General features: G+C 73.1%; 21 protein-coding genes and 1 pseudogene. 14 read left to right on the forward strand and 8 right to left on the reverse strand.

What is annotated here, in order from left to right; genetic code table 11:
- Positions 1 to 15: 15 nt before the first annotated feature.
- The 3 genes and pseudogenes from mca to ACFWXO_RS22510 all read right to left on the reverse strand — a co-directional run.
- Positions 16 to 966, reverse strand: a complete 951-nt coding sequence (gene mca / locus ACFWXO_RS22500; protein ID WP_380525574.1) for a mycothiol conjugate amidase Mca — start codon at positions 964 to 966, stop codon at positions 16 to 18.
- 50 nt (positions 967 to 1,016) lie between these two features.
- Complete coding sequence (locus ACFWXO_RS22505) at positions 1,017 to 1,706, reverse strand: MFS transporter (protein WP_380525532.1); 690 nt, start codon at positions 1,704 to 1,706, stop codon at positions 1,017 to 1,019.
- 133 nt (positions 1,707 to 1,839) lie between these two features.
- Positions 1,840 to 2,352 (reverse strand): annotated as a pseudogene (locus ACFWXO_RS22510) (MFS transporter); the annotation flags it as partial.
- Between ACFWXO_RS22510 and ACFWXO_RS22515 the strand changes: the two are divergent.
- From ACFWXO_RS22515 to ACFWXO_RS22530, 4 genes are all read left to right on the forward strand, one after another.
- A complete protein-coding gene (locus ACFWXO_RS22515) occupies positions 2,279 to 2,488 on the forward strand; it encodes a hypothetical protein (RefSeq protein WP_380525533.1) in 210 nt (69 codons plus the stop codon). The pseudogene ACFWXO_RS22510 and the gene ACFWXO_RS22515 overlap by 74 nt on opposite strands.
- A 70-nt stretch (positions 2,489 to 2,558) precedes the next feature.
- Positions 2,559 to 3,248 carry a TetR/AcrR family transcriptional regulator gene (locus ACFWXO_RS22520; RefSeq protein WP_380525534.1) on the forward strand — a complete coding sequence of 230 codons (690 nt, stop codon included), beginning with the start codon at positions 2,559 to 2,561 and terminating at the stop codon, positions 3,246 to 3,248.
- Between the two features lie 164 nt (positions 3,249 to 3,412).
- Positions 3,413 to 4,435, forward strand: a complete 1,023-nt coding sequence (locus tag ACFWXO_RS22525; RefSeq protein WP_380525535.1) for a hypothetical protein — start codon at positions 3,413 to 3,415, stop codon at positions 4,433 to 4,435.
- An 86-nt stretch (positions 4,436 to 4,521) separates the two neighbouring features.
- Complete coding sequence (locus ACFWXO_RS22530) at positions 4,522 to 4,968, forward strand: nitroreductase family deazaflavin-dependent oxidoreductase (RefSeq protein ID WP_380525536.1); 447 nt, start codon at positions 4,522 to 4,524, stop codon at positions 4,966 to 4,968.
- Positions 4,969 to 4,983: 15 nt separating this feature from the next.
- Here the strand turns inward: ACFWXO_RS22530 and ACFWXO_RS22535 are convergent, their stop codons facing one another.
- A complete protein-coding gene (locus ACFWXO_RS22535) occupies positions 4,984 to 5,772 on the reverse strand; it encodes an alpha/beta fold hydrolase (RefSeq protein WP_380525537.1) in 789 nt (262 codons plus the stop codon).
- Positions 5,773 to 5,880: 108 nt separating this feature from the next.
- Between ACFWXO_RS22535 and ACFWXO_RS22540 the strand changes: the two genes are divergently transcribed.
- The gene (locus tag ACFWXO_RS22540) at positions 5,881 to 6,747 is read left to right on the forward strand and encodes an AraC family transcriptional regulator (RefSeq protein ID WP_380525538.1); all 867 of its coding nucleotides are present in this window, start codon (positions 5,881 to 5,883) and stop codon (positions 6,745 to 6,747) included.
- Positions 6,748 to 6,994: 247 nt separating this feature from the next.
- Here the strand turns inward: ACFWXO_RS22540 and ACFWXO_RS22545 are convergent, their stop codons facing one another.
- The gene (locus ACFWXO_RS22545; protein ID WP_380525575.1) at positions 6,995 to 7,444 is read right to left on the reverse strand and encodes a hypothetical protein; all 450 of its coding nucleotides are present in this window, start codon (positions 7,442 to 7,444) and stop codon (positions 6,995 to 6,997) included.
- A gap of 408 nt (positions 7,445 to 7,852) precedes the next feature.
- Between ACFWXO_RS22545 and ACFWXO_RS22550 the strand changes: the two genes are divergently transcribed.
- From ACFWXO_RS22550 to murQ, 7 genes are all read left to right on the forward strand, one after another.
- Positions 7,853 to 9,412, forward strand: a complete 1,560-nt coding sequence (locus tag ACFWXO_RS22550) for a DUF2079 domain-containing protein (RefSeq protein WP_380525539.1) — start codon at positions 7,853 to 7,855, stop codon at positions 9,410 to 9,412.
- Positions 9,413 to 9,538: 126 nt separating this feature from the next.
- Positions 9,539 to 10,534, forward strand: coding sequence for a phosphotransferase family protein (locus tag ACFWXO_RS22555; RefSeq protein ID WP_380525540.1), 996 nt, complete (start codon positions 9,539 to 9,541; stop codon positions 10,532 to 10,534).
- Positions 10,535 to 10,650: 116 nt separating this feature from the next.
- Entirely contained in the window at positions 10,651 to 11,058 is a 408-nt protein-coding gene (locus ACFWXO_RS22560; RefSeq protein WP_380402340.1) for a GntR family transcriptional regulator, read from the forward strand.
- Positions 11,059 to 11,235: 177 nt separating this feature from the next.
- Positions 11,236 to 12,180, forward strand: a complete 945-nt coding sequence (locus ACFWXO_RS22565) for an ABC transporter ATP-binding protein (RefSeq protein ID WP_380525541.1) — start codon at positions 11,236 to 11,238, stop codon at positions 12,178 to 12,180.
- On the forward strand, positions 12,177 to 13,187 hold the full coding sequence (locus ACFWXO_RS22570) for a hypothetical protein (RefSeq protein WP_380525542.1): 1,011 nt from the start codon (positions 12,177 to 12,179) through the stop codon (positions 13,185 to 13,187). The genes ACFWXO_RS22565 and ACFWXO_RS22570 overlap by 4 nt, the downstream gene beginning before the upstream one ends.
- Before the next feature lie 127 nt (positions 13,188 to 13,314).
- Positions 13,315 to 13,995 carry a DUF6445 family protein gene (locus ACFWXO_RS22575; protein WP_380402349.1) on the forward strand — a complete coding sequence of 227 codons (681 nt, stop codon included), beginning with the start codon at positions 13,315 to 13,317 and terminating at the stop codon, positions 13,993 to 13,995.
- A 118-nt stretch (positions 13,996 to 14,113) separates the two neighbouring features.
- Positions 14,114 to 15,064, forward strand: coding sequence for an N-acetylmuramic acid 6-phosphate etherase (murQ, locus tag ACFWXO_RS22580; RefSeq protein WP_380525543.1), 951 nt, complete (start codon positions 14,114 to 14,116; stop codon positions 15,062 to 15,064).
- A 19-nt stretch (positions 15,065 to 15,083) separates the two neighbouring features.
- Here the strand turns inward: murQ and ACFWXO_RS22585 are convergent, their stop codons facing one another.
- From ACFWXO_RS22585 to ACFWXO_RS22595, 3 genes are all read right to left on the reverse strand, one after another.
- A complete protein-coding gene (locus ACFWXO_RS22585) occupies positions 15,084 to 15,422 on the reverse strand; it encodes a hypothetical protein (RefSeq protein WP_380525544.1) in 339 nt (112 codons plus the stop codon).
- Positions 15,423 to 15,535: 113 nt separating this feature from the next.
- Positions 15,536 to 16,048 (reverse strand): isochorismatase family protein, encoded by a 513-nt coding sequence (locus tag ACFWXO_RS22590; protein ID WP_380525545.1) that lies wholly within the window; start codon positions 16,046 to 16,048, stop codon positions 15,536 to 15,538.
- A gap of 5 nt (positions 16,049 to 16,053) precedes the next feature.
- Positions 16,054 to 16,716, reverse strand: coding sequence for a TetR/AcrR family transcriptional regulator C-terminal domain-containing protein (locus tag ACFWXO_RS22595; RefSeq protein ID WP_380525546.1), 663 nt, complete (start codon positions 16,714 to 16,716; stop codon positions 16,054 to 16,056).
- Positions 16,717 to 16,875: 159 nt separating this feature from the next.
- Between ACFWXO_RS22595 and ACFWXO_RS22600 the strand changes: the two genes are divergently transcribed.
- Positions 16,876 to 18,153 (forward strand): MFS transporter, encoded by a 1,278-nt coding sequence (locus tag ACFWXO_RS22600; RefSeq protein WP_380525547.1) that lies wholly within the window; start codon positions 16,876 to 16,878, stop codon positions 18,151 to 18,153.
- Positions 18,154 to 18,344: 191 nt separating this feature from the next.
- On the forward strand, positions 18,345 to 18,920 hold the full coding sequence (locus tag ACFWXO_RS22605) for a hypothetical protein (protein ID WP_380525548.1): 576 nt from the start codon (positions 18,345 to 18,347) through the stop codon (positions 18,918 to 18,920).
- Positions 18,921 to 18,928 lie beyond the last annotated feature (8 nt).

The following is an 18,928-nucleotide window of genomic DNA, read 5'->3' on the forward strand; positions in this document are numbered from 1 at the left end:
CCTTGCCCGGCTTCCCTACTCCCCCTCCCCGTCGTTCCGACCGACCCACAACCCGGCGAACAGGTCGGTCTCGACCGCACCCGTCCCGCCCTCGGCGCCTGCCTGGCCGGCCCCGCCCACCCCGACGGCACCTTCGGGACCGGCCGCGAAGCTGCGCGCCAGGTGGTAGTCCTCGGTCGGCCAGACCTCGCGTTCGACGTCCCGCGAGTGGGCCATGAAGGCCACCCCGGGCTGGACCTGGGTGGCGTGCGCCAGCATCGCCGCGTCCCGGACGGCGAACTGCTCGGCACAGGCGATCCGGGTGGTGGTCGCGAGGGCGGGCGGGGTATCGGGCCACCCGGCGAGCAGTTCGCCCATCGCCGAGGGGATGCCACGCTCCGTCATGGCGTCGTGGATCGTCTGGAACCAGGGCCGGGAGAGCGCCAGGTGGTAGTAGAGCTTCGCCGTCTGCCAGGGTTCGCCGGCCTCCGGGTGGCACTTCGGATCGGCGGCGGCCTCGAAGGCCTCCACGGCGGCCCGGTGGGTCATCACGTGGTCCGGGTGCGGGTACCCGCCGGTCTCGTCGTAGGTGATCAGGACGTGCGGACGGAACTCCCGGATCAGCCCGACCAGCGGCGCCGCCGCGACCTCCACCGGCTGGGCGGCGAAGCAGCCCTCCGGCAGCGGTTCGTCCGGGCCCGGCATCCCGGAGTCGACGAAGCCGAGGAACCGCTGCCGCACGCCGAGGATGTCGCGCGCGGCCGCCATCTCCTCGCGCCGGATCCGGGTGAGGTCGGCGCGGACCTCCGGGCGGTCCAGCTCCGGATTGAGCACCGACCCGCGCTCGCCTCCGGTGAAGGTGGCGACCAGGACGTCCACGCCCTCCGCGGCGTACCGGGCGAGGGTGGCCGCCCCCTTGCTGGACTCGTCGTCGGGGTGGGCGTGCACGGTGAGCAGACGCAGGCCGCCGGGGTGCTTGGTGAACACGGGTACCTCCAAGGTCGTGGTTCGGAAGGGAACTGCGGAATGATCTTCGGTCAGGCCGCCCTGCGGGCGGCGCCCGGGTAGAGCAGGGCCGGCGCGATCGAGAGCGCGGACAGGGCCAGCACCCACCAGAAGGTCGTGCCGAAGGCCGCGCCGGGAAGGCCCGGCTGCCCCGCCTGTGCGCGCTGGAGAACCAGCGTCAGCACCGCCGTACCGAGCGCTCCGCCGAGCCGGTTGAGCACGTTCACCGCGCCGGCGGCAGCGGGCACCTGGGCCTTGTCGACGCTCCCGTACACCGCCGCCATGCCGGGGATCACGGTGATGCCCATGCCCACCCCGCGCAGCGCCAGCGAGCCGACGACCAGCCAGTCCGCCGGGCCGGAGCCACGCCCCAGCTGGGTGAAGGCGAGGGTGCCGAGCAGCGAGCAGCCGATGCCGAGCAGGATCAGCGGGCGCGGCGCGACCCGGTCGGCTATTCGGCCGGAGAGCAGCGAGGTGACCGCCGTGCCGAGCGCCTGCGGCGCGAGCAGCAGCCCGGCCGCGACGGCGCCGGTGTGCTCCACCTGCTGGTAGTAGAGCGGCACCAGGAACATCGAGCTGTACAGCACGGCCCCTTGCAGGAAGCTGTTCGCCGTCGCCACCGCGAAGCCCCGCCGGGCGAACAGCCGCAGGTCGATCAGCGGGGCCCGGCCCGCACCGCGCCCGACCCGCAGCGCGTGCCACCCGTAGGCCACCAGCAGCACCGCCCCCGCCGATCGTGGCGAGCCCGTAGACCAGGGCGGCCAGACCGGGCGACAGCAGCGCCAGGCCCGTCACGTCCAGCCTGGGCGCCGGGAGTTCGGACCGCTCCGCGGCCGGGAGCCAGCGGGCCGCCAGCAGCACCGTCACCAGCCCGACCGGCACGTTGAGCAGGAACATCCAGCGCCAGTCCAGGTGCTCCAGCACCAGCCCGCCGAGGATCGGCCCCAGGACGGGAGCAAGACTGATCGGAAGCAGCAGCGTGCCCATCACCCGGCCGATCCGGGAGGGCCCGGCCGCCTGCACCATGATCGCCTGCCCGAGCGGCTGGATCATCCCGCCGCCGACGCCCTGCAGCACCCGGAAGGCGATCAGGCTGCCCGTCGACCAGGCGAGGCCGCACAGTGCGGACCCGAGCACGAACAGCACCACCGAGGCCAGCCAGGCCCGGCGGGCGCCGAACCGGCCGGCGGCCCAGCCCGAGAGCGGCATGGTCAGCGATATCGCCAGCAGGTAGCCCGTCGCCACCCACTGCACCGCCGCCACGGAGCTGTGCAGCTCACGGGTGACGGCATCGATGCCGACGTTCACGATCGTGGTGTCCAGCAGGGCCAGGACCGGGCCCAGCGCGAGCACCACCCCCGTCCTCATCAGGCCCGGCGGCAACGGCTCCGGCCTCGTCGACCGGGCCGCCCCCAACCCGCTCTTCCTCGCGACCGAGACGGTCATGCGCCCTCCCCAGGCTCGTTCCTCGGCAGCCGCTCCGGCCGCCCGAGGAAGAACTTAGGACGGACCCATCCATTAGGTCAAGCCTAATTACTGTGACGGACCCAGCGAACTGCGCTAGGCTCACCGCCATGACCGACACCGGGGCCGCCCCGAACCTCCGCGAGCTCAACAAGCGCCGCACCCGCGAGGCGATCTCGCACGCCGCGACCAGGCTCTTCATCGAGCGCGGCTTCGACCGCACGACCATCGCCGAGGTGGCGACCGCGGCCGGGGTCGCCAAGATGACCGTCACCAACCACTTCCCGCGCAAGGAGGACCTCTTCTTCGACATGCACGAGGAGCTCGCCGGCCGGCTCGCCCGGACCGTCGCCGAGCGAGCTCCCGGCGAGTCCGCCCTCGCCGCGCTGCGCCGCGACTGCCTGGCCGGGCTCGACCGCCACGACCCCCGACTCGGCTTCTCCGGCCCGGACTTCGCCCGGACCGTCGCTGAGAGCCCCGCCCTCGGCGCACGACTGCGCGAACTGCACGAACTGAGCGAGACCGCACTCGCCGAGGCGCTCGCCGAGGCCGTGCACGCCATACCCGTCGACTTCGAGAGCCGGGTCGCCGCCGCCCTGCTCGCCGCCGTCGACCGGGCCGTGCTCGCCGAGGTCTTCCGCCGCACACTGGCCGGCGAGGACCACGCCGCCATCGCCGCCGCCGTCCGCCCCTCGGCCGTCCGGGCCTTTGACCGACTGGAGGGCACCCTCGGCTCGTACGCCGTCCGCGAGACGCGGGAGGGCCAGGTCGGCGGGAGCGCCGCGGAGAAGCGGGGGTGAGCCGGGAGAGGACGGCCAGAGCTGCGACGGGTCATCGGCCCCGGCAGCGCTGAGCACCGGCAGCGGAGATGACGGACGCTCTTATCCTTCCCTTAGAACGTCCGCCTAGCGTCGCGTTCATGACGACGCCACACAGTGCATTCGGAGCCGTTGTCCTCACGGCCGTGACCCTGACGGCCACCGTCGGGGCGGCCGCCCCCGGCGAGGGCTCCACAGCTCCCGGCCCCGGCAAGGCCGCCACCACCGCCGCCAGCACCGCGCCCCACAGCCACGACCACGGCAAGGTGACGGACAACCTGTACATGTCGCTCGGCGCCTTCGAAGACGCCACGTCCGGCGCGGACCCGAAGGTCAAGGCCCTGATCGACCGTGCGGACATCGGCGGCGTCCAGGTGGTAGCCCCCTGGAAGGCCCTGGAGGGAAGGAAGGGGGAGTACAAGTGGTCACGACTGGAGAGCGCGCTGGACTACCTCCAGCAACGCCACAAGAAGTTGTTCGTCCAGATCCAGGACCGGTTCTTCGACGTGGCCGTGCAGGACGCCAACCTCCCCCAGTACGTGAAGGACGAGGGCGGCGTCACCCCGACGGTCGACGAGAACCCCGACAACCCGACCACCCACGGGGCCATGGCCGCACAGTGGAACACGGAGGTGCGAGCGGACTTCCAGGCCATGCTCAAGGCGATGGCGGAGAAGTTCGACGGCAGGCTCGCCGGGGTGAACCTTCCGGAGACCGCCGTCGAGGTGGACACCGAGAACGACCGGACCGGCTACACCTCGGCGTCCTACATCGATGCCGAGATCGACAACATGCGCTACGGCAGGAAGGTCTTCACCAGGACGCAGTTCATCCAGTACGTCAACTTCCTTCCGGACGACGACGACCACAAGCGCATGAAGGAGATGTTCGACCTCGCCAGGGAGAAGAGGATCGGCATCGGCGGCCCGGACACCCTGCCGGACCGGCCGTACCAGATGGAGAACTCCTACAAGTTCCTCCACGAATACCGGAACTCCCTCCCCCTCGTCGCGATGGCCGTCCAGGAACCCGACATCAACGCCAAGGACCCCAGGACCGGAAAGCCGTACACCCGCGAACGGTTCACGGACTTCGCACACGACTACCTCGGTGCACGCCAGATGTTTTGGACCGTCGAAGCGGACTGGCTGCAGCGACCCTCGGCCTGACACCCGCACGAGTGCGGCCACCGGCCGGACGGCACCCGATATGCTTCGCCGACCACATTCAGCGACGTGACGATGGGGTGAATGCGATGCCTCTTGAGGGCGAGTACGAGCCGAGTCCAGCACAGTGGGTACGCGATCAGGTCGAGTTGTACGAGAGTTCGGGCGGCACACAGGGGACGACGCTCTGGGAGACGGGCCTGCCCGTCATCATCCTCACGACGCGCGGCGCGAAGAGCGGCAAGATCCGCAAGACCCCCCTGATGCGCGTGGAACACGAGGGCCGGTACGCGGCCGTGGCCTCGAAGGGCGGCTCCCCGCACCACCCGGTCTGGTACTTCAACGTCACCTCGGACCCGCACGTGGAGCTCCAGGACGGTGCCGTGCGGCAGGACATGACGGCCCGTGAGGTCACGGGAGTCGAGAAGGCCGAGTGGTGGGAACGCGCGGTCGCCGCGTACCCGCCGTACGCCGAGTACCAGGAGAAGACCGACCGCGAGATCCCCGTCTTCGTACTGGAACCCGCACAGGACTAGACCGCCGAGGCCGCGTCACACGCCCGACCGCGCCATCCGGACCGGGGCCGGGACGGTGCCTTCGCCGAGCCCGCCCGGCCCGGCGGGTGCGTCCGGCCCGGCGGGTGCGTCCGGCCCGGCGGGTGCGTCCGCGCCGTCGAGCAGGAGCGCGGCGACCGCCCCCGGGGCCTCGCGCATCGCGTTGTGGCCGGTCGGCAGGTCGTGGACGGTCCAGCCCGGGTCGGCGAGCAGCCGGCTGCGCTGCCCGGCGAAGGGCGTACGGTCCTCCCATGCCGAGCAGTAGACGAACTCGCGGCGGGGGACGGCCGCGTGGGCGCCCGTCAGGTGGACCGTCTGCAGGAAGGCGGCGAGCGGGTGCGGGCGGCGGCGCGGGTCGCCGTCCGGCCGCCACGGGGGGCGGACGGCGTAGCCGGTGACGGCGGCACCGGCGACGAACGACTGCCGGTAGCCCTCGTTCATGAGGGACCAGCAGGAGTCGCCGTCGCGCGGCACGCAGGCGTCCAGGTACACCAGGCGGGAGACCCGGCCGTCGGCGCGGTCAGCGGCAGCCGTGATCACCATTCCGCCGTAGCTGTGACCGACCAGCGTGACGTCCTCCAGGTCGGCCCGCTCCAGCAGGCGGAGCACGTCGGCGGCATGGGTGTCCAGGTTGGCGGCGGCGATCGCGGCGGGATCGTCGTGGGGGTGCAGGCCGGTCAGGGTCAGGGCGTGGACGGCGTGACCGGCCCGCTCCAGCAGCGGAACCACCGCCTCGAACGCCCAGGCGCCGTGCCAACCACCGGGGACCAGAACGAACGTCGCCATGGGACTTCTCCTTCTCACACTGCTCGGCCGTGGCGCCGGAGGCCACCGCTCACGACCAGAAGTCTGGTCGCGGCGCGTCATGGCGTGCTACCGGTAGAGTGCCAATCGATGCCTGGTCCCCGCCAAGCCCGCCCGGAAGCCGGCGCCACGTCCCTGACCTGGCCCTCCGGCGGGCGTCACCTGTGGTCCTCCGGGGGTAGCAGCGAGGAACGGGTGCACGCGCGCGGGCACCTGGTGTACGCGGCCAGCGGCGTGCTGGTGCTGCACACCGAGAGCGGGACGTCGATCGTCCCGGCCAACCGGGTCGCCTGGACGCCGGCCGGATTCGCCCACCGCCACCGCGCCCACGGGGACACGGACATGCGGATCGTCTTCCTGCCGCCCTCCCTGGCCCGGCTGGTGCCGGGGCGTCCGGCGGTGTTCTGCGTCTCGGGTCTGGCGCGGGAGGTCCTGCTCGCCCTGACCGGCCCACGCGGTGACGGAAGCCGAAGCGGGGGCCACAGCGGAGGCCAAGCCGGGGACAACGGCAAGGACGAAGAGGGCGGCATCGAGGGCGGCGCGGTGCCCGGTTACGGACGCGCCGCGCGTCAGCGCCTGCTGCGGGTCCTGGTCGAGGAACTGCGCGAGGCGGACGAAGAACCACTGCATCTGCCGCACCCGCGCGACGACCGACTGCGGGCGGTCGAGCGGATCCTGTCCGGAACGCCCGCCGATGCCACCACGCTGGCCGGGCTCGGCCGACAGGTCGGCGCCAGCTCCCGCACCCTGAGCCGGCTGCTGCGCGACGAACTCGGCATGACCTTCTACGAGTGGCGGACGCAGTTGCGCGTGCACCACGCGCTCGTCCTCCTCGCCGAGGGCCACGACATCACCCACACCGCCCATGCCTGCGGCTGGGCCAACCCGAGCGGCTTCATCGCCGCGTTCACCGACCTCGTCGGCACGACCCCGGGCCGCTACCGGTCCGGTCACTGACTCGAGCCGAGGTCGGGCCCACCGCTCCACACGACAAATTGACGAACCATCGGATCGATGCATGACGACGGCCCGCCGCGTGCAAGGAAGTTGCACGCAACGGGCCGCCGACAACGCGCCGTACGGGCGGGCTGCCCCCGCCCCGCGCGTCACCCACTCACACCTGCCACCGCAGAACCGGCCGACTCGGAGCCGAAGGACCGGTCCGTCAACACGGCCTCCGGCAGGGCAGGTTGGGCAGTGATGGTCAGCGCACGGTCACGGTGAACACGGGCGAGGCGGTGTTCCCACTGACGATGCGCAGCTCGTTCAGGCCCTTGATGCCGAGCTTGACGCCGAGCGAGTAGGCGCCGTTGCGGTTGGTCTGCACGGAGGCGGGCAGGGAGACCCACTTGCCGTGCTGCTTCTGCTGGAGAGTGACCGTGCTGCCGGCCTTGAGGCCGCTGGTGGTACCGGTGACCCGGAACAGCTCCCAGGCGTTCACCGAACTGACCGACGACTTGGCGGTGATGGAGGCGGACGCGGACACGGCGGCGGACGCCGGCGCGGCGTCGGAGGCGGAGGTGGAGACGACAACCGCGGTCGCGGTCGCGGGGAGGGCCGGCGTGGCCGCCATGGCGGTGCCCGCCGTTCCGACGAGCAGCGCGCCCAGGGTGACGACGGCGGCCAGGCGCAGGGAGTTCCGCTTGGAGACGATCACTGGTGGACCCCTTTCAGGGGAGGTGGTCGTTCGACCCGAAGCACGGTCGGTGCGATCGGGTGCTGTCATCAAGGAGGACGTCCCACCCGGCGCCACCGGTTGTGTGCGGAACGTCACTGTCATGTAACAGTCGCCTCGCCCGCCCGAACTCCCCAACCGGCAGTGCCGGTAGGCCCGTTCCAGCTCTCCCAAGGCCCCCTCCCGACCCCCGGGCCCCAGGTTCCTCAGCCCTGCGCCTGGACCGACTCCTCCCGCCGCCGACCGCCTGACACCCCCGCCGGGCGCCTCCGCCGGGCGCCTCCGGGCAGCACGAAGGCCCGGTCGGCGCTGCCGGACCGGGAGTTGACGCCTGCGCGCCCTTCCACCACCCTTTCACTAATCGAATAGTGAAAGGGTACTTTCTCGATGCCCGTCGCCTTCGCCCCGCTCGACCCATCGAGCCCATCGAGCCCATCGAGCCCATCGAGCCCACCGGGCCTGCAGAGCCCGCCCCGCCCGCGCCAACGCCTTCGCCCCACCCGCCTCCTGCACGTTGTCCGGCTCCCCCACCACCCCGCCGTCCTGGCCTGGGGCCTGGCCGCCGTCTTCGCCACGCTCTACACCTGCGTCGGCGTCAACCGCCACCGGCGAGGCCTCACCAAGGCCTACGACCTGGGGATCTTCGAGCAGGCCGTCCGGGCGTACGCCGACGGCCGGGCGCCGATCGTGCCGCTCAAAGCGCCCGGCTACGACCTCCTGGGCGATCACTTCCACCCGCTGCTCGCCGTCCTCGCCCCCGCCTACCGCGGGTTCCCGAGCCCGCTCACCCTGGTGGTCGCCCAGGCCCTGCTGATGGCGCTGGCCGTCGTCCCGCTCACCCGCTGGGCGCACCAGGTGGCCGGGCCTCGGGTGGCGCTGCTGGTCGGCTGCGCCACCGGGGCCTCCTGGGGGATCGTCCGGGCCGCGGCGGACGACTTCCACGAGATCGCGTTCGCCGTCCCGCTGCTCGCCTTCGCCGCCACCGCGCTCGGCCGGCGCCGACCACGCGCCGCCGCACTCTGGTCACTGCCGCTGCTGCTGGTGAAGGAGGACCTGGGGCTGACGGTGGCCGCCGTCGGCCTGCTGATCGCCCACCAGGCCCGGCAGGACCGACGCACTCCGCTGCCCGGATTCGCCCTCGCCCTCATCGGTGTCGCCGCGACCGCGCTCACCCTGCTCGTCGTCCTGCCCGCGTTCAACCCCAACGGGGGCTTCGACTACTGGCAGCAACTGGACGCCGGCGGCGGGCAGGCGGCCCCGCTCTGGACGCTCCCGCTCCGCCTCTGCTGGCCGCCGATCAAGTGGCTGCTGCTGTTCCTGCTGGCCGCCACCACCGGCTTCCTCGGCCTGCGCTCACCGCTCGCCCTGCTCTGCGCACCCACCCTGGCCTGGCGGCTGCTCTCGACCAACCCGCACTACTGGGGCGTCAGTTACCACTACAGCGCGGTACTGATGCCGATCGCGTTCGCCGCCCTGGTCGACGCCGTCCAGCGCGCCCGCGCCAATGCCCGTGCCACCGAAACCGACACCGCCACCGCCACGGGCCCGGCACCCGCCACCCCCCGCCGGGTCCGGCGCGCCCTCGCCGTGACCGCCCTGGTGACGGTCGTGACGCTGCCGCTCTACCCGCTGCACGAGGTGGTGATGCCCGAGGCCTGGAGCACCTCACCCCGGCTCACCGAGACCCGGGCGATGCTCCGCCTGATACCCGACGACACCACCGTCGCCGCCTCCAACCGGCTCGCCGCCCAGCTCACCGGCCGGGCGGAGGTCACCCTGGTGTGCCAGGACCCGGTCGGCCCCGGCCCGGACTGGGTGGCCGTCGACCTGCGCGATCCGAGCGTGCAGTCCCCGTGCGCCACCGCCCGCATGCTGGCCGCCTACCAGAGCCAGGGCTACCACCGACTGATCGACCGGGACGGCCTGCTGCTCCTCAAACACCCCTGATCGACCCGCCGCCCGCTCGCCCGCGGGTCGGTCGGTCGGTCAGCATCACGATGGTCCATGGAAAGGTGCCGTCATGCCGCTGAAAGCCCTTGCCCGCTACCGTACGGATGATGAGGTGGACCCGTGATGAACCACCATGACGTCCAAGCTGTCAGCCCGTTGACACTCGCCTGGGTTCACCGGCAACTGGCGGCGGGCGAACGGATCGTCGGTACCGAAGTGCTGCACGGCGGCATCACCGCCGACGTCCGGAGGCTGACCGTCGCCACCCGGGACGGGGGCACCCGCGATCTGGTGCTGCGGTCGTTCGTCGACCCGTTCTCCGTGGAGCGCGCCGAGGACTGGCTGCGCAGGGAGTCCGGCGCCCTGACACTGCTGGCGGGGACCGGTGTGACGGCTCCCGGGCTGGTCGCGGTCGATCCGACCGCCGCGCACTGCGAGTACCCGTCGCTCCTCATGACACATCTGGCGGGCCGAACGGTCCTTGAGGGCGAGGGGCTGGAGACGCGCGTCCCGCTGCTGGCCCGGCAGCTCGTGGCGATCCACGCCGTGCGACCCGCCGAGCGGCCCCGGGATTACGAGGCGTTGACGACCGCCGACACCGTCGTGGTGCCGAAGGGCGCCGACGCGGCGGCATGGGCCCCGGCGATCGACGTGATCCGCAGGCCCGCGCCGCGCTACGAAGGGCGGTTCCTGCACCGGGACTTCCAACCCGGCAACGTGCTGTTCCACGTGCCGTCCGACACCCCGTCCAACGCACCCGTCGACGCGCCGCCCGCAAGCACAGCGGGTACGCGGATCACCGGCGTCGTCGACTGGGCCGCCGCCTCCTGGGGTCCGGCGGACCTCGATGTGGCGCACTGCTCCACCAATCTCGCGCTGCTGCACGGCCCGGCCTGGGGGCGGCGGTTCACCGAGGCGTACGAGGAGGCCGGCGGGGTGCTGGCCGCGGCCGCGAGCGAACGACTGTACTGGCAGGTACGGGACCCCCTCGCCTGCTCGGAGGAAGTGCGGCCGGTGGCGCGGGCATGGCGGGATGCGGGGAGGGCGGAACTGACGACGCGAGCCGTGGAGGAACGGCTGGACGCCTACGTCACCGCCCTGATGGCCGCGTTGGGCTGAGCCGAGGCGGTCCGGGGCCCGACGGTCCCGCACGGACGTACCCCCGCCCCGGCTTGACCCGCGGGCCACCGTGGTCCACCATTCCACTATTGAACTAGTGAAAGGCCGCAACGGGTGTGATCGAGTACCGCATCGATCGGCGCAGCGGGGTCTCCACGTACCAGCAGATCGTGCAGCAGACCAAGCAGGCCCTGCGACTGGGGATGCTGGAGCCCGGGGACAAGCTGCCGACCGCCCGCGAGGTGGTCGAACTGACCGCCATCAACCCCAACACCGTGCTCAAGGCCTACCGCGAACTCGAACGCGAGGGACTGGTCGAGCCCCGCCCGGGGCTCGGCACCTTCGTCCGGCGTTCGCTCGCCCGGCCGGAGGCGGCGGCGGACGGACCGCTGCGCGCGGACCTCGTCGGCTGGGTGGACCGGGCCCGCGAGGCCGGGCTGGAACGCGAGGACATCGCCGCACTGATGGCATCCGCGCTGGAGCAACGCTTCGACGCCGGGGTTCCGCCGACGCCACCGAACTGACCCACGCCGGAACCCACGCCGGACCGCACGCCCGACATGCACGCCCGAACCGGACACCGGAAACGGGCACCGGAAACGGGCGGCCGGCCGGCCGGCCGGCCGCACCGAACAGCCACACACCACAGCCGTACGCCGGGCCGCCCGGCAGCACCGAACCGAGAACAGTGGGGGGACCGGGTGAACGACCCGACAACCGTGACTCCGGCGTTGGAGGCCGTCGGACTGGGCAGGCGGTACCGGGGCGAATGGGCCCTGAACGCCTGCGACTTCACCGTCCCGACCGGACGGATCTGCGGGGTGGTCGGCCCCAACGGCGCGGGCAAGAGCACCCTGCTCTCCCTCGCCGCCCGCCAACTCACTCCCACCGAGGGTGAGTTGCGAGTGTTCGGCACGACCGCCGACACCCGCGAGGAACGCGCCCGGGTCGCCTACGTGGCACAGGACAAGCCGCTCTACCCGGGACTCACCGTGGCCGAGACCCTCCGGATGGGCCGCGAGCTCAATCCGGTCTGGGACGAGGAGACCGTCGAACAGATCGTCGACCAGGGCGAGTTGCGCCTCAGGGCCCGGATCGGCTCGCTGTCCGGCGGGCAGCGCACCCGGGTCTCGCTGGCGCTCGCCCTCGGCAAGCGCCCCGACCTGCTGCTGCTCGACGAGCCGATGGCCGACCTCGACCCGCTCGCCCGGCACCAGCTCATGGGCACCCTGATGTCGGCCGCCGCCGAGCGCGGCACGACCATCGTGGTGTCCTCGCGCATCCTCCCGGAGCTGGACGGCGTGATCGACCACCTGCTGCTGGTCCAGCGCGGACGGATCCGGCTCTCCGGCGACCTGGACGACATCCTCGCGGGGCACCAGCTGCTCACCGGCCCCGCCGGGGGCGCCGACCTCCCGCCCGGTCTGGTGGTCGAGCAGCGGTCCGCCGGCCGCCGGCTGACCGCACTGGTGCGCACCGGCGAGCCGCTGGACGGTCCCTGGGAGACCGAACGGCCCAGCCTGGACGAGCTGCTGCTCGGCTACCTCCGCGCCCCGGCCGAACCGACCCCGACCAGGCCCGCACCTGCCGAGCCCGCCCCGGACACCACCGGCACCGCCCCGGCGAACGACGAGAAGGCAGCATGAGCACGGACGTCCTGACCGACCCCGCGAAGCCCGCTCCCGCCCCCGGGTCCGCCACCCCGGACCGGTCCGGAACCCCCCGACTGCGCGGCTTGCTCTGGCTGACGTGGCGTCAGAATCGGCTTCTGCTCTGGGTCCTGGCGGCACTGCTGGTCCTGCTGGCGGCCGACCTCCTGTGGATCCACGTCGTCGCCCAGCACATCACGGGCGCGCTGCGGCGGACGGGCTGCTACAGCCCCGAGAGCTGGGACAGCAACAAGTGCTGGATCCTCCTCTCGCCGATCAACCGACCGAACTTCTGGTTCGTCTCCGTGCTCCAGCCGGTGGTCACCGCCGTCCCGCTGTTGATCGGCGTGTTCGTCGGCGCTCCGCTGCTGGCCCAGGAGCACGAGCGCGGCACGATCCGCCTGATCCGTGCCCAGTCCGTCGGTCCCGTGCGCTGGCTGGCCGCCCGCCTCGCGGTGCCGGGACTCGCGGTGCTGGCCGTCACCGGCGTGCTCGCCTCGCTGATGACCTGGGTGTGGTGGACGGACATCGTGCACGGTCCGGTGGCCTTCGACCCTCCGTTCCAGTTCTTCACCTACCCGGCCCTCGGCATCGCGCCGGTCGCCTGGTCCCTGTTCGCGCTGGCCCTGGGCGTCCTGGTCGGCCAGGTGCTGCGCCGGACGCTGCCCGCGATGTTCCTCACCGGCGCCCTGGTAGCGGTGACCCACGGCCTGGTCCGCTGGGCGCGCCCGTCCTTCTACCCCACCGTCGACGTCGTGGCCCCCCTCCGGGCCATGCAGCCCACCAACGCGTGGCTGGTCGACACGAAGACCGTCCTGCCCGACGGCAGCCGGGTCGACTCCGTCGCGTGCATCGAGACGCACCGGTGCGACGGGGCCACCGGCACCTGGCTGAGCTACCACCCCTCCTCCCACCTCGTCCCGGTCCAACTCGTCGAGGCCGGAATCCTGTTGGTGCTCACCGCCCTCGCCCTGGCGGCCGCCTTCCGCCTCGTCCGCCGGTAGCCCTCCCGCCGCTCTCCTACAGCCCCGGGGCCGGGCATCACCCCCCCTCCCCACCTGCGGCGCACTTGACGAAAGGTTGACCTGTTCACGGCAGATAGTTGACGACCGGCGCCCCTATGGTCGGCCCATGCCCTCACAGCCCATCAGGCCGACCGCCCTGCCGGTCCTCCCCTACCGCAAGCCCACCCGCGGCCGGGACTACTGGGTCCTGGACAACGTCCTGCCCGACCCGGACGCCGTCCGCGAGCGCGTCCTGGCCCGCGGCGACTGGACCGAGGGCTACCCGTACCGCCCCGAGACCTGGCCCGGCCTGCGCACCATGCCCGGCCTGGAACCGGACGAGCTGGCCCGGGTCGAGGCCCAGGTCCGCAAGGCCACCGGCGCCTCCCGGCTCTGGGTGCAGAGCACCCCCGGCGGCGGCACGCTCAACCACAACTGCGTCCAGGTCGTCGGCGCCGGGGAGTCGGAGTCCCGCCCGCACACCGACTCCCGCGCGCTCTGCCGCTACGCCGCCGTGCTCTACCTGAGCCCCGGCGCCCCCAAGGACGCCGGCACCAGCTTCTACCGCCAGCAGTTCCCCGGCGGCCGCCTCGGGGGCAACCTGGTCAACGCCCCGCACAACAACCTGGTCGAGGCGCTCGGCACCCGGCACGTCCCCGCCGACCACTTCACCGAGGACGTCCGGGTCCCCAACCGCTACAACCAACTCCTCCTCTACCACGCCAACCTGATCCACAGCGCCACCGAGTACTACGGCGCGGAGCTGGCGGACCGCCGGATGACCGCCGTGTTCTTCTGGATGGCCTGACGGATGGCCTGATGGCTGGCCCGACGGATGGCCTGATGGCTGGCCCGACCGGCTGACCACGCCGGGCCGGGACCCCGCGGACCGGTTCGAGCGGCGCCCGCCCGGGGACGCTCCCCGCATGAACCCCGACGCCGTACCCCCCACCGAGACGGTCCGCCCCGACTGGGCCGCCATCGACCGGCTGCCCACCGCCGACCTGCTCCGCCTGATGAACGCCGAGGACCGCGCCGTCCCCGTGACCGTCGCCGGGCAGCTGGCGCGGATCGCCGCCGTGGTCGACGCCGCGGCGGCGAGGATGGCGCGCGGCGGGCGGCTGGTCTACGCCGGTGCGGGCACGGCCGGGCGGCTCGGGGTGCTGGACGCCGCCGAGTGCCCGCCGACCTTCGGCACCGACCCCGGGCTGGTGGTGGGCCTGATCGCGGGCGGCCGGAGCGCCGTGACGGAGGCCGCCGAGGGCGCCGAGGACCGCACCGACCTCGCCGAGGCCGACGTGGCGGCGCTCGCCCTGACCCCGGACGACACCCTGGTGGGCGTCTCCGCCTCGGGCCGCACCCCGTACGCGCTCGCCGCCGTGGGCGCCGCCCGGGCGGCCGGGGCGCTGACCGTCGGGCTGGCCTGCAACCGCGGCTCGGCGCTGGTGGCGGCGGCGGAGCTGGGGATCGAGGTGGAGGTCGGCCCCGAGGTGCTGGCCGGCTCCACCCGGTTGAAGGCGGGCACCGCGCAGAAGCTGGTGCTCAACATGCTGTCCACGTCGGTGATGATCCGCCTCGGCCGGACGTACGGAAACCTGATGGTCGATCTGCGGGCCACCAACGTCAAACTCCGCGAGCGCGCCCGCCGGATCGTCGCGGAGGCCACCGGTGCCGACGCCCCGACGGTCGACCGCGCCCTCACCGCCACCGACGGCCGGACGAAGGACGCCGTCCTGCTGCTGCTCGCCGACGTGGACGCACCCACCGCCGCCCGGCTCCTCACGGCCTCGGCCGGACGGCTCCGCGACGCCCTCGAACTCGCCCGCCGCCAGCGCCCGTTGCCCGGCCCGGACCCGCTGGAACCCGGCAGGGTCTGACCGGGCGGCCACGACCACCTCACGCGGGGAACACGGGGTCCCCGTCCTCGCCGGTCCACGGCCACCGGTCCGGCTCCCGGCCGAGGGCCCGCCAGACGGCGTGTGCGGCGGCGAACTTCACGTCACCGGGGCCGGTGTCCGCCGGGGCCGTGACGATCTCCACGACCGAGACGAGGACGCCACGGGCCTCCTCGGGCAGCCGCATCAGCGCGTACCGGGCGCCGTCCCGCGCCTCCTCCCGGAACCGTTCCGCCTCCGCGCAGCCGGCGCCCACCGCGATCCCGAAGGACGCTCCGCGCCCGCCGGACACCTCGGCGACGACCCGCACCGCCGGTCCGGCGGCCACAGCGACGTGCACGGTCACCTGGGCGTAGCGCGACCATCGAGCGGTCTGGCGCGACAACCGGTGGGTACCCTCCACCGCTCACCCCCCGATCAGCACAGGAACCGGGCCGGGAACCCGAATCCGCACTACCCCAGCCGCAGGTCCGCGGCCGCCACGACCTCTCCCAGGCGCGGGAAGTCCAGCTCCACCGAGGCCCGGTGCTCCGCCTCCGTCAGCCCGGCCATCGCGTCCTCGACGAACACCAGCCGGTAGCCGTGGTCGGCGGCCGCGCGGGCGGTCGACTCCACGCCGAGGTTGGTCGCGATCCCGGCGAGGACGAGCGTCTCCACTCCCCGGGCCCGGAGCAGTTCGTGCAGTCCGGTGCCCTGGAAGGCGCCGATGGTGCGCTTCACCACGACCTCGTCGGCCGCCGCCTCGACCTCGGCCACCAGCCCGCTGCCGGGCGGCTGTTCGGCGACGCCCGGCCGCTCGACCCGCACCGCGACGACCGGGGCGCCGGCCGCACGGAAGTCCTCGGCGAGGCGCAGCGAGGCCGCCACGACCTCCGGACCGGAGTGCGGCGCGAGCTGGTTGGCGACGATCCGGTCCATCAGGTCGATCAGGACCAGGGCCGTGCTGCGGGGATCAAGGGTGGTCATGGCGCTCACGCTAGCCCATCGCCCACGGCACCCGAACCCTCCGCCGCCTCCCGGGCGATCTCCGCCCGGAACCCCTCCACCAGCACCCGCAGCCCGTAGTCGAAGTCGGCGTCGTGGTCGGTCATCCGCAGCACGTCGGCGGCCTCGCTCAGCAGCGGCAGCTCGCGCAGCGCCTCGTCGGGGAACGGCGGCCGGGTGCGCTGCGCGGCGTCCTGTCGCCAGGCCTGTTCCTCGGTGACCCAGCCCATGATGTAGCGGTCGACGGTCAGCAGCAGTCGCAGTGCGGTGCGCGGGCGCAGCCCGGCCCGGCACAGCGCGCTCAACTGGGCCTCAACGGCGGGGAGTTCGTCCTCGGTCGGCAGGGTGCCGGCGTGCACCCGGGCGCCGTCACGGTAGGCCAGCAGGGCGTTGCGCTTGGCCCGGGCGTCGGCGGTGATCCAGTCGGGCCAGTGCTCCGGGTCCGGCTCGCGGTCGGGCGGGAGGGCCTCGGCGAGCATCGCCTCGGCCATCAGGTCGAGCAGTTCCCGCTTGTTCTTGAAGTGCCAGTACAGCGCCGGTGACTGCACGCCCAGCTCGCGGGCGAGCCGGCGGGTACTGAGCCCGTCGATGCCCTCCTCGTTGAGCACGCGCAGCGCGGTGCGCACCACTTCGTCGCGTTGCAGCGCCATCCGATCGGCCTCCCGGTAATCCGCTTGCGGGGCCACCTTATCGCCGCTAAGTTCCGACCCGGACTTTATCAGCGATAAGGAGGCAATGCCCGCCACGACAACCACTGCTACGACGACCACTGCCGCGACACCCACCCACCCGACACCCAAGGACCCCGCATGACCCCAGGAACGGACCGCCGACGGTCCCGACTGCTCCCCGACACCACCCCCTGGCGCACCTCCCGGGACTTCCGCCTCACCTGGACCTCCGGCACGGTCACCCTGCTCGGCTCGGTCTTCACCATGACCGCGATCCCGCTCCAGATCGCCGACCTCACCGGCTCACCGCTCGCCGTCGGAGCCGTCGGAGCGGTCGAACTCGTGCCCACCGTCCTGTTCGGCCTCTACGGAGGCGTGCTCGCCGACCGCGCCGACCGCCGCAGCGTCGCCCTGGCCTGCGAAGTCGCCCTGGCCGTCCTGAGCACCCTGCTACTGGCCAACGCGCTGCTCGGGGCACCCGCCGTCTGGCCGCTCTACCTGGCCGCCGGCCTGGCGGCGGCCGTCCAGGGCATCCAGCAGCCCTCGGTGCAGGCGATGGTCCCGCGGCTGGTCCCGCCGGAGCAGCTGGTGGCGGCCGGGGCGCTGCTCTCGCTGCGCTGGAGCATCGGCGGCGTGGCCGCGCCGGCCGCCGCGGGAGTGCTGATCGCGACCAGCGGGGCCCCGGCCGCGTACTTGGTCGACCTGGCCACCTTCCTGCTGTCCATCGCCCTGCTCGCCCGGGTGCGGCCCGTCCCCTCGGAGCGGGACGCCGAGGCGCCGCCGCTGCGCGACCTCACCGAGGGCGTCCGGTACGCGGCCCGCCGGCCCGACCTGCTGGGCACCTACCTGGCCGACCTGGCCGCCACCGTGTTCGCCCTGCCCACCGCCCTGTTCCCCTTCCTCGCCGGGGAGCTGGACGCGACCTGGGCGCTGGGCCTGCTCTACTCGGCGTCCGCCGCCGGGAGCCTGCTCGCCGCCACCACCGGCGGGTGGACGGAACGGGTGCACCGGTACGGACGGCCGGTCCTGCTCTCCGCCGCCCTGGTGGGCGCGGCCACCGCCGCGGCCGCCGTCGCCCCGGGCCTGTGGGCCGTGCTGCTCTGCCTGGCCGTCGCGGGCGCCGCCCACTGGATCGGCGACACCTTCCGCAGCGCCCTGTGGAACCGGTCCATCCCGGACGAGCTGCGCGGCCGCGCCGCCGGCCTGGAGCTGCTGATCGGCTCCGCCGGACCGGCCCTCGGCGACCTGCGGGCCGGCGGCCTCGCCGCCCGGCAGGGCATCCGGGCCGCGCTGGGCACCGGCGGCCTGCTCTGCCTGGGCAGCAGCGCCCTGCTCGCCGCGGCGCTTCCGGCGCTCTGGCGCTACGACCAGCGCACGCCTGCCACGGCGGAGGCCGGGGCCCGCCCCGCGCCGTGAGGGTGCCGGGCACGCCGGCCCGCCCGCCGACTCCACCAGGTCCACGTCAAGCGAACTCTTGCCCCGCCCGCATTGACTGACGCTTTGTCAACAATTCACCATCCCCTGTCTACCCGCATAGATCCGCCACTGCTGACATGGACACACACCGCCCGGCAGCCCGTGCCGGGCCCGTGACAGGGAGCTCCCCCATGCTTCGTGCCCACCGACTCGCCCCCGCTGTCGCCACCGCGGTGCTCGCCGCGGCCGCCCTCGCGACCGCCGGCACCGCGCACGCCGCCCCCGCCTCCACCTCCGCCGCGCACGCCCGCGCCGCCCTCGACGCCACCTGTTCGCAGGCCTACCTCCCGCTGCCCGACCCCGCCTGCACCCCGGGCGCCACCAACCCGGACGTCACCCAGGACACCATCGACTCCACCATCTGCGTCCCGGGCTACAGCACCTCGATCCGCCCCTCCACCAGCTACACCAACCGCTTGAAGGTCCAGCAGATCGCCCAGTACGGCTACGAGGACACCAGCACGGCCGACTACGAGGAGGACCACTTCATCCCGCTGTCCCTCGGCGGCCACCCCACCGACCCGAACAACCTCTGGCCGGAGCCCCACTACGCCACCGACTCCAGCGGCCTGACCTCCACCGACAAGGACACCGTGGAGTACAAGCTCTACCGCGCGGTCTGCAACCACCAGGTCGCCCTGGTGCCCGCCCAGCAGGCCATCGCCACCAACTGGACCACCGCGCTGTCCGTCCTCGGCCTGGGCTGACGCCCGGC

The organism is Kitasatospora sp. NPDC059088 (genome assembly GCF_042738155.1).
Lineage (GTDB): Bacteria > Actinomycetota > Actinomycetes > Streptomycetales > Streptomycetaceae > Kitasatospora.

Coding starts and splice junctions, on each gene's coding strand:
- ACFWXO_RS22515 (WP_380525533.1), top strand. CDS start 2,279: ATGCCGACGTTCACGATCGTGGTGTCCAGCAGGGCCAGGACCGGGCCC.
- ACFWXO_RS22520 (WP_380525534.1), top strand. CDS start 2,559: ATGACCGACACCGGGGCCGCCCCGAACCTCCGCGAGCTCAACAAGCGC.
- ACFWXO_RS22530 (WP_380525536.1), top strand. CDS start 4,522: ATGCCTCTTGAGGGCGAGTACGAGCCGAGTCCAGCACAGTGGGTACGC.
- ACFWXO_RS22535 (WP_380525537.1), bottom strand. CDS start 5,772: ATGGCGACGTTCGTTCTGGTCCCCGGTGGTTGGCACGGCGCCTGGGCG.
- ACFWXO_RS22540 (WP_380525538.1), top strand. CDS start 5,881: ATGCCTGGTCCCCGCCAAGCCCGCCCGGAAGCCGGCGCCACGTCCCTG.
- ACFWXO_RS22550 (WP_380525539.1), top strand. CDS start 7,853: ATGCCCGTCGCCTTCGCCCCGCTCGACCCATCGAGCCCATCGAGCCCA.
- ACFWXO_RS22555 (WP_380525540.1), top strand. CDS start 9,539: ATGAACCACCATGACGTCCAAGCTGTCAGCCCGTTGACACTCGCCTGG.
- ACFWXO_RS22570 (WP_380525542.1), top strand. CDS start 12,177: ATGAGCACGGACGTCCTGACCGACCCCGCGAAGCCCGCTCCCGCCCCC.
- ACFWXO_RS22575 (WP_380402349.1), top strand. CDS start 13,315: ATGCCCTCACAGCCCATCAGGCCGACCGCCCTGCCGGTCCTCCCCTAC.
- murQ (WP_380525543.1), top strand. CDS start 14,114: ATGAACCCCGACGCCGTACCCCCCACCGAGACGGTCCGCCCCGACTGG.
- ACFWXO_RS22590 (WP_380525545.1), bottom strand. CDS start 16,048: ATGACCACCCTTGATCCCCGCAGCACGGCCCTGGTCCTGATCGACCTG.
- ACFWXO_RS22595 (WP_380525546.1), bottom strand. CDS start 16,716: ATGGCGCTGCAACGCGACGAAGTGGTGCGCACCGCGCTGCGCGTGCTC.
- ACFWXO_RS22600 (WP_380525547.1), top strand. CDS start 16,876: ATGACCCCAGGAACGGACCGCCGACGGTCCCGACTGCTCCCCGACACC.
- ACFWXO_RS22605 (WP_380525548.1), top strand. CDS start 18,345: ATGCTTCGTGCCCACCGACTCGCCCCCGCTGTCGCCACCGCGGTGCTC.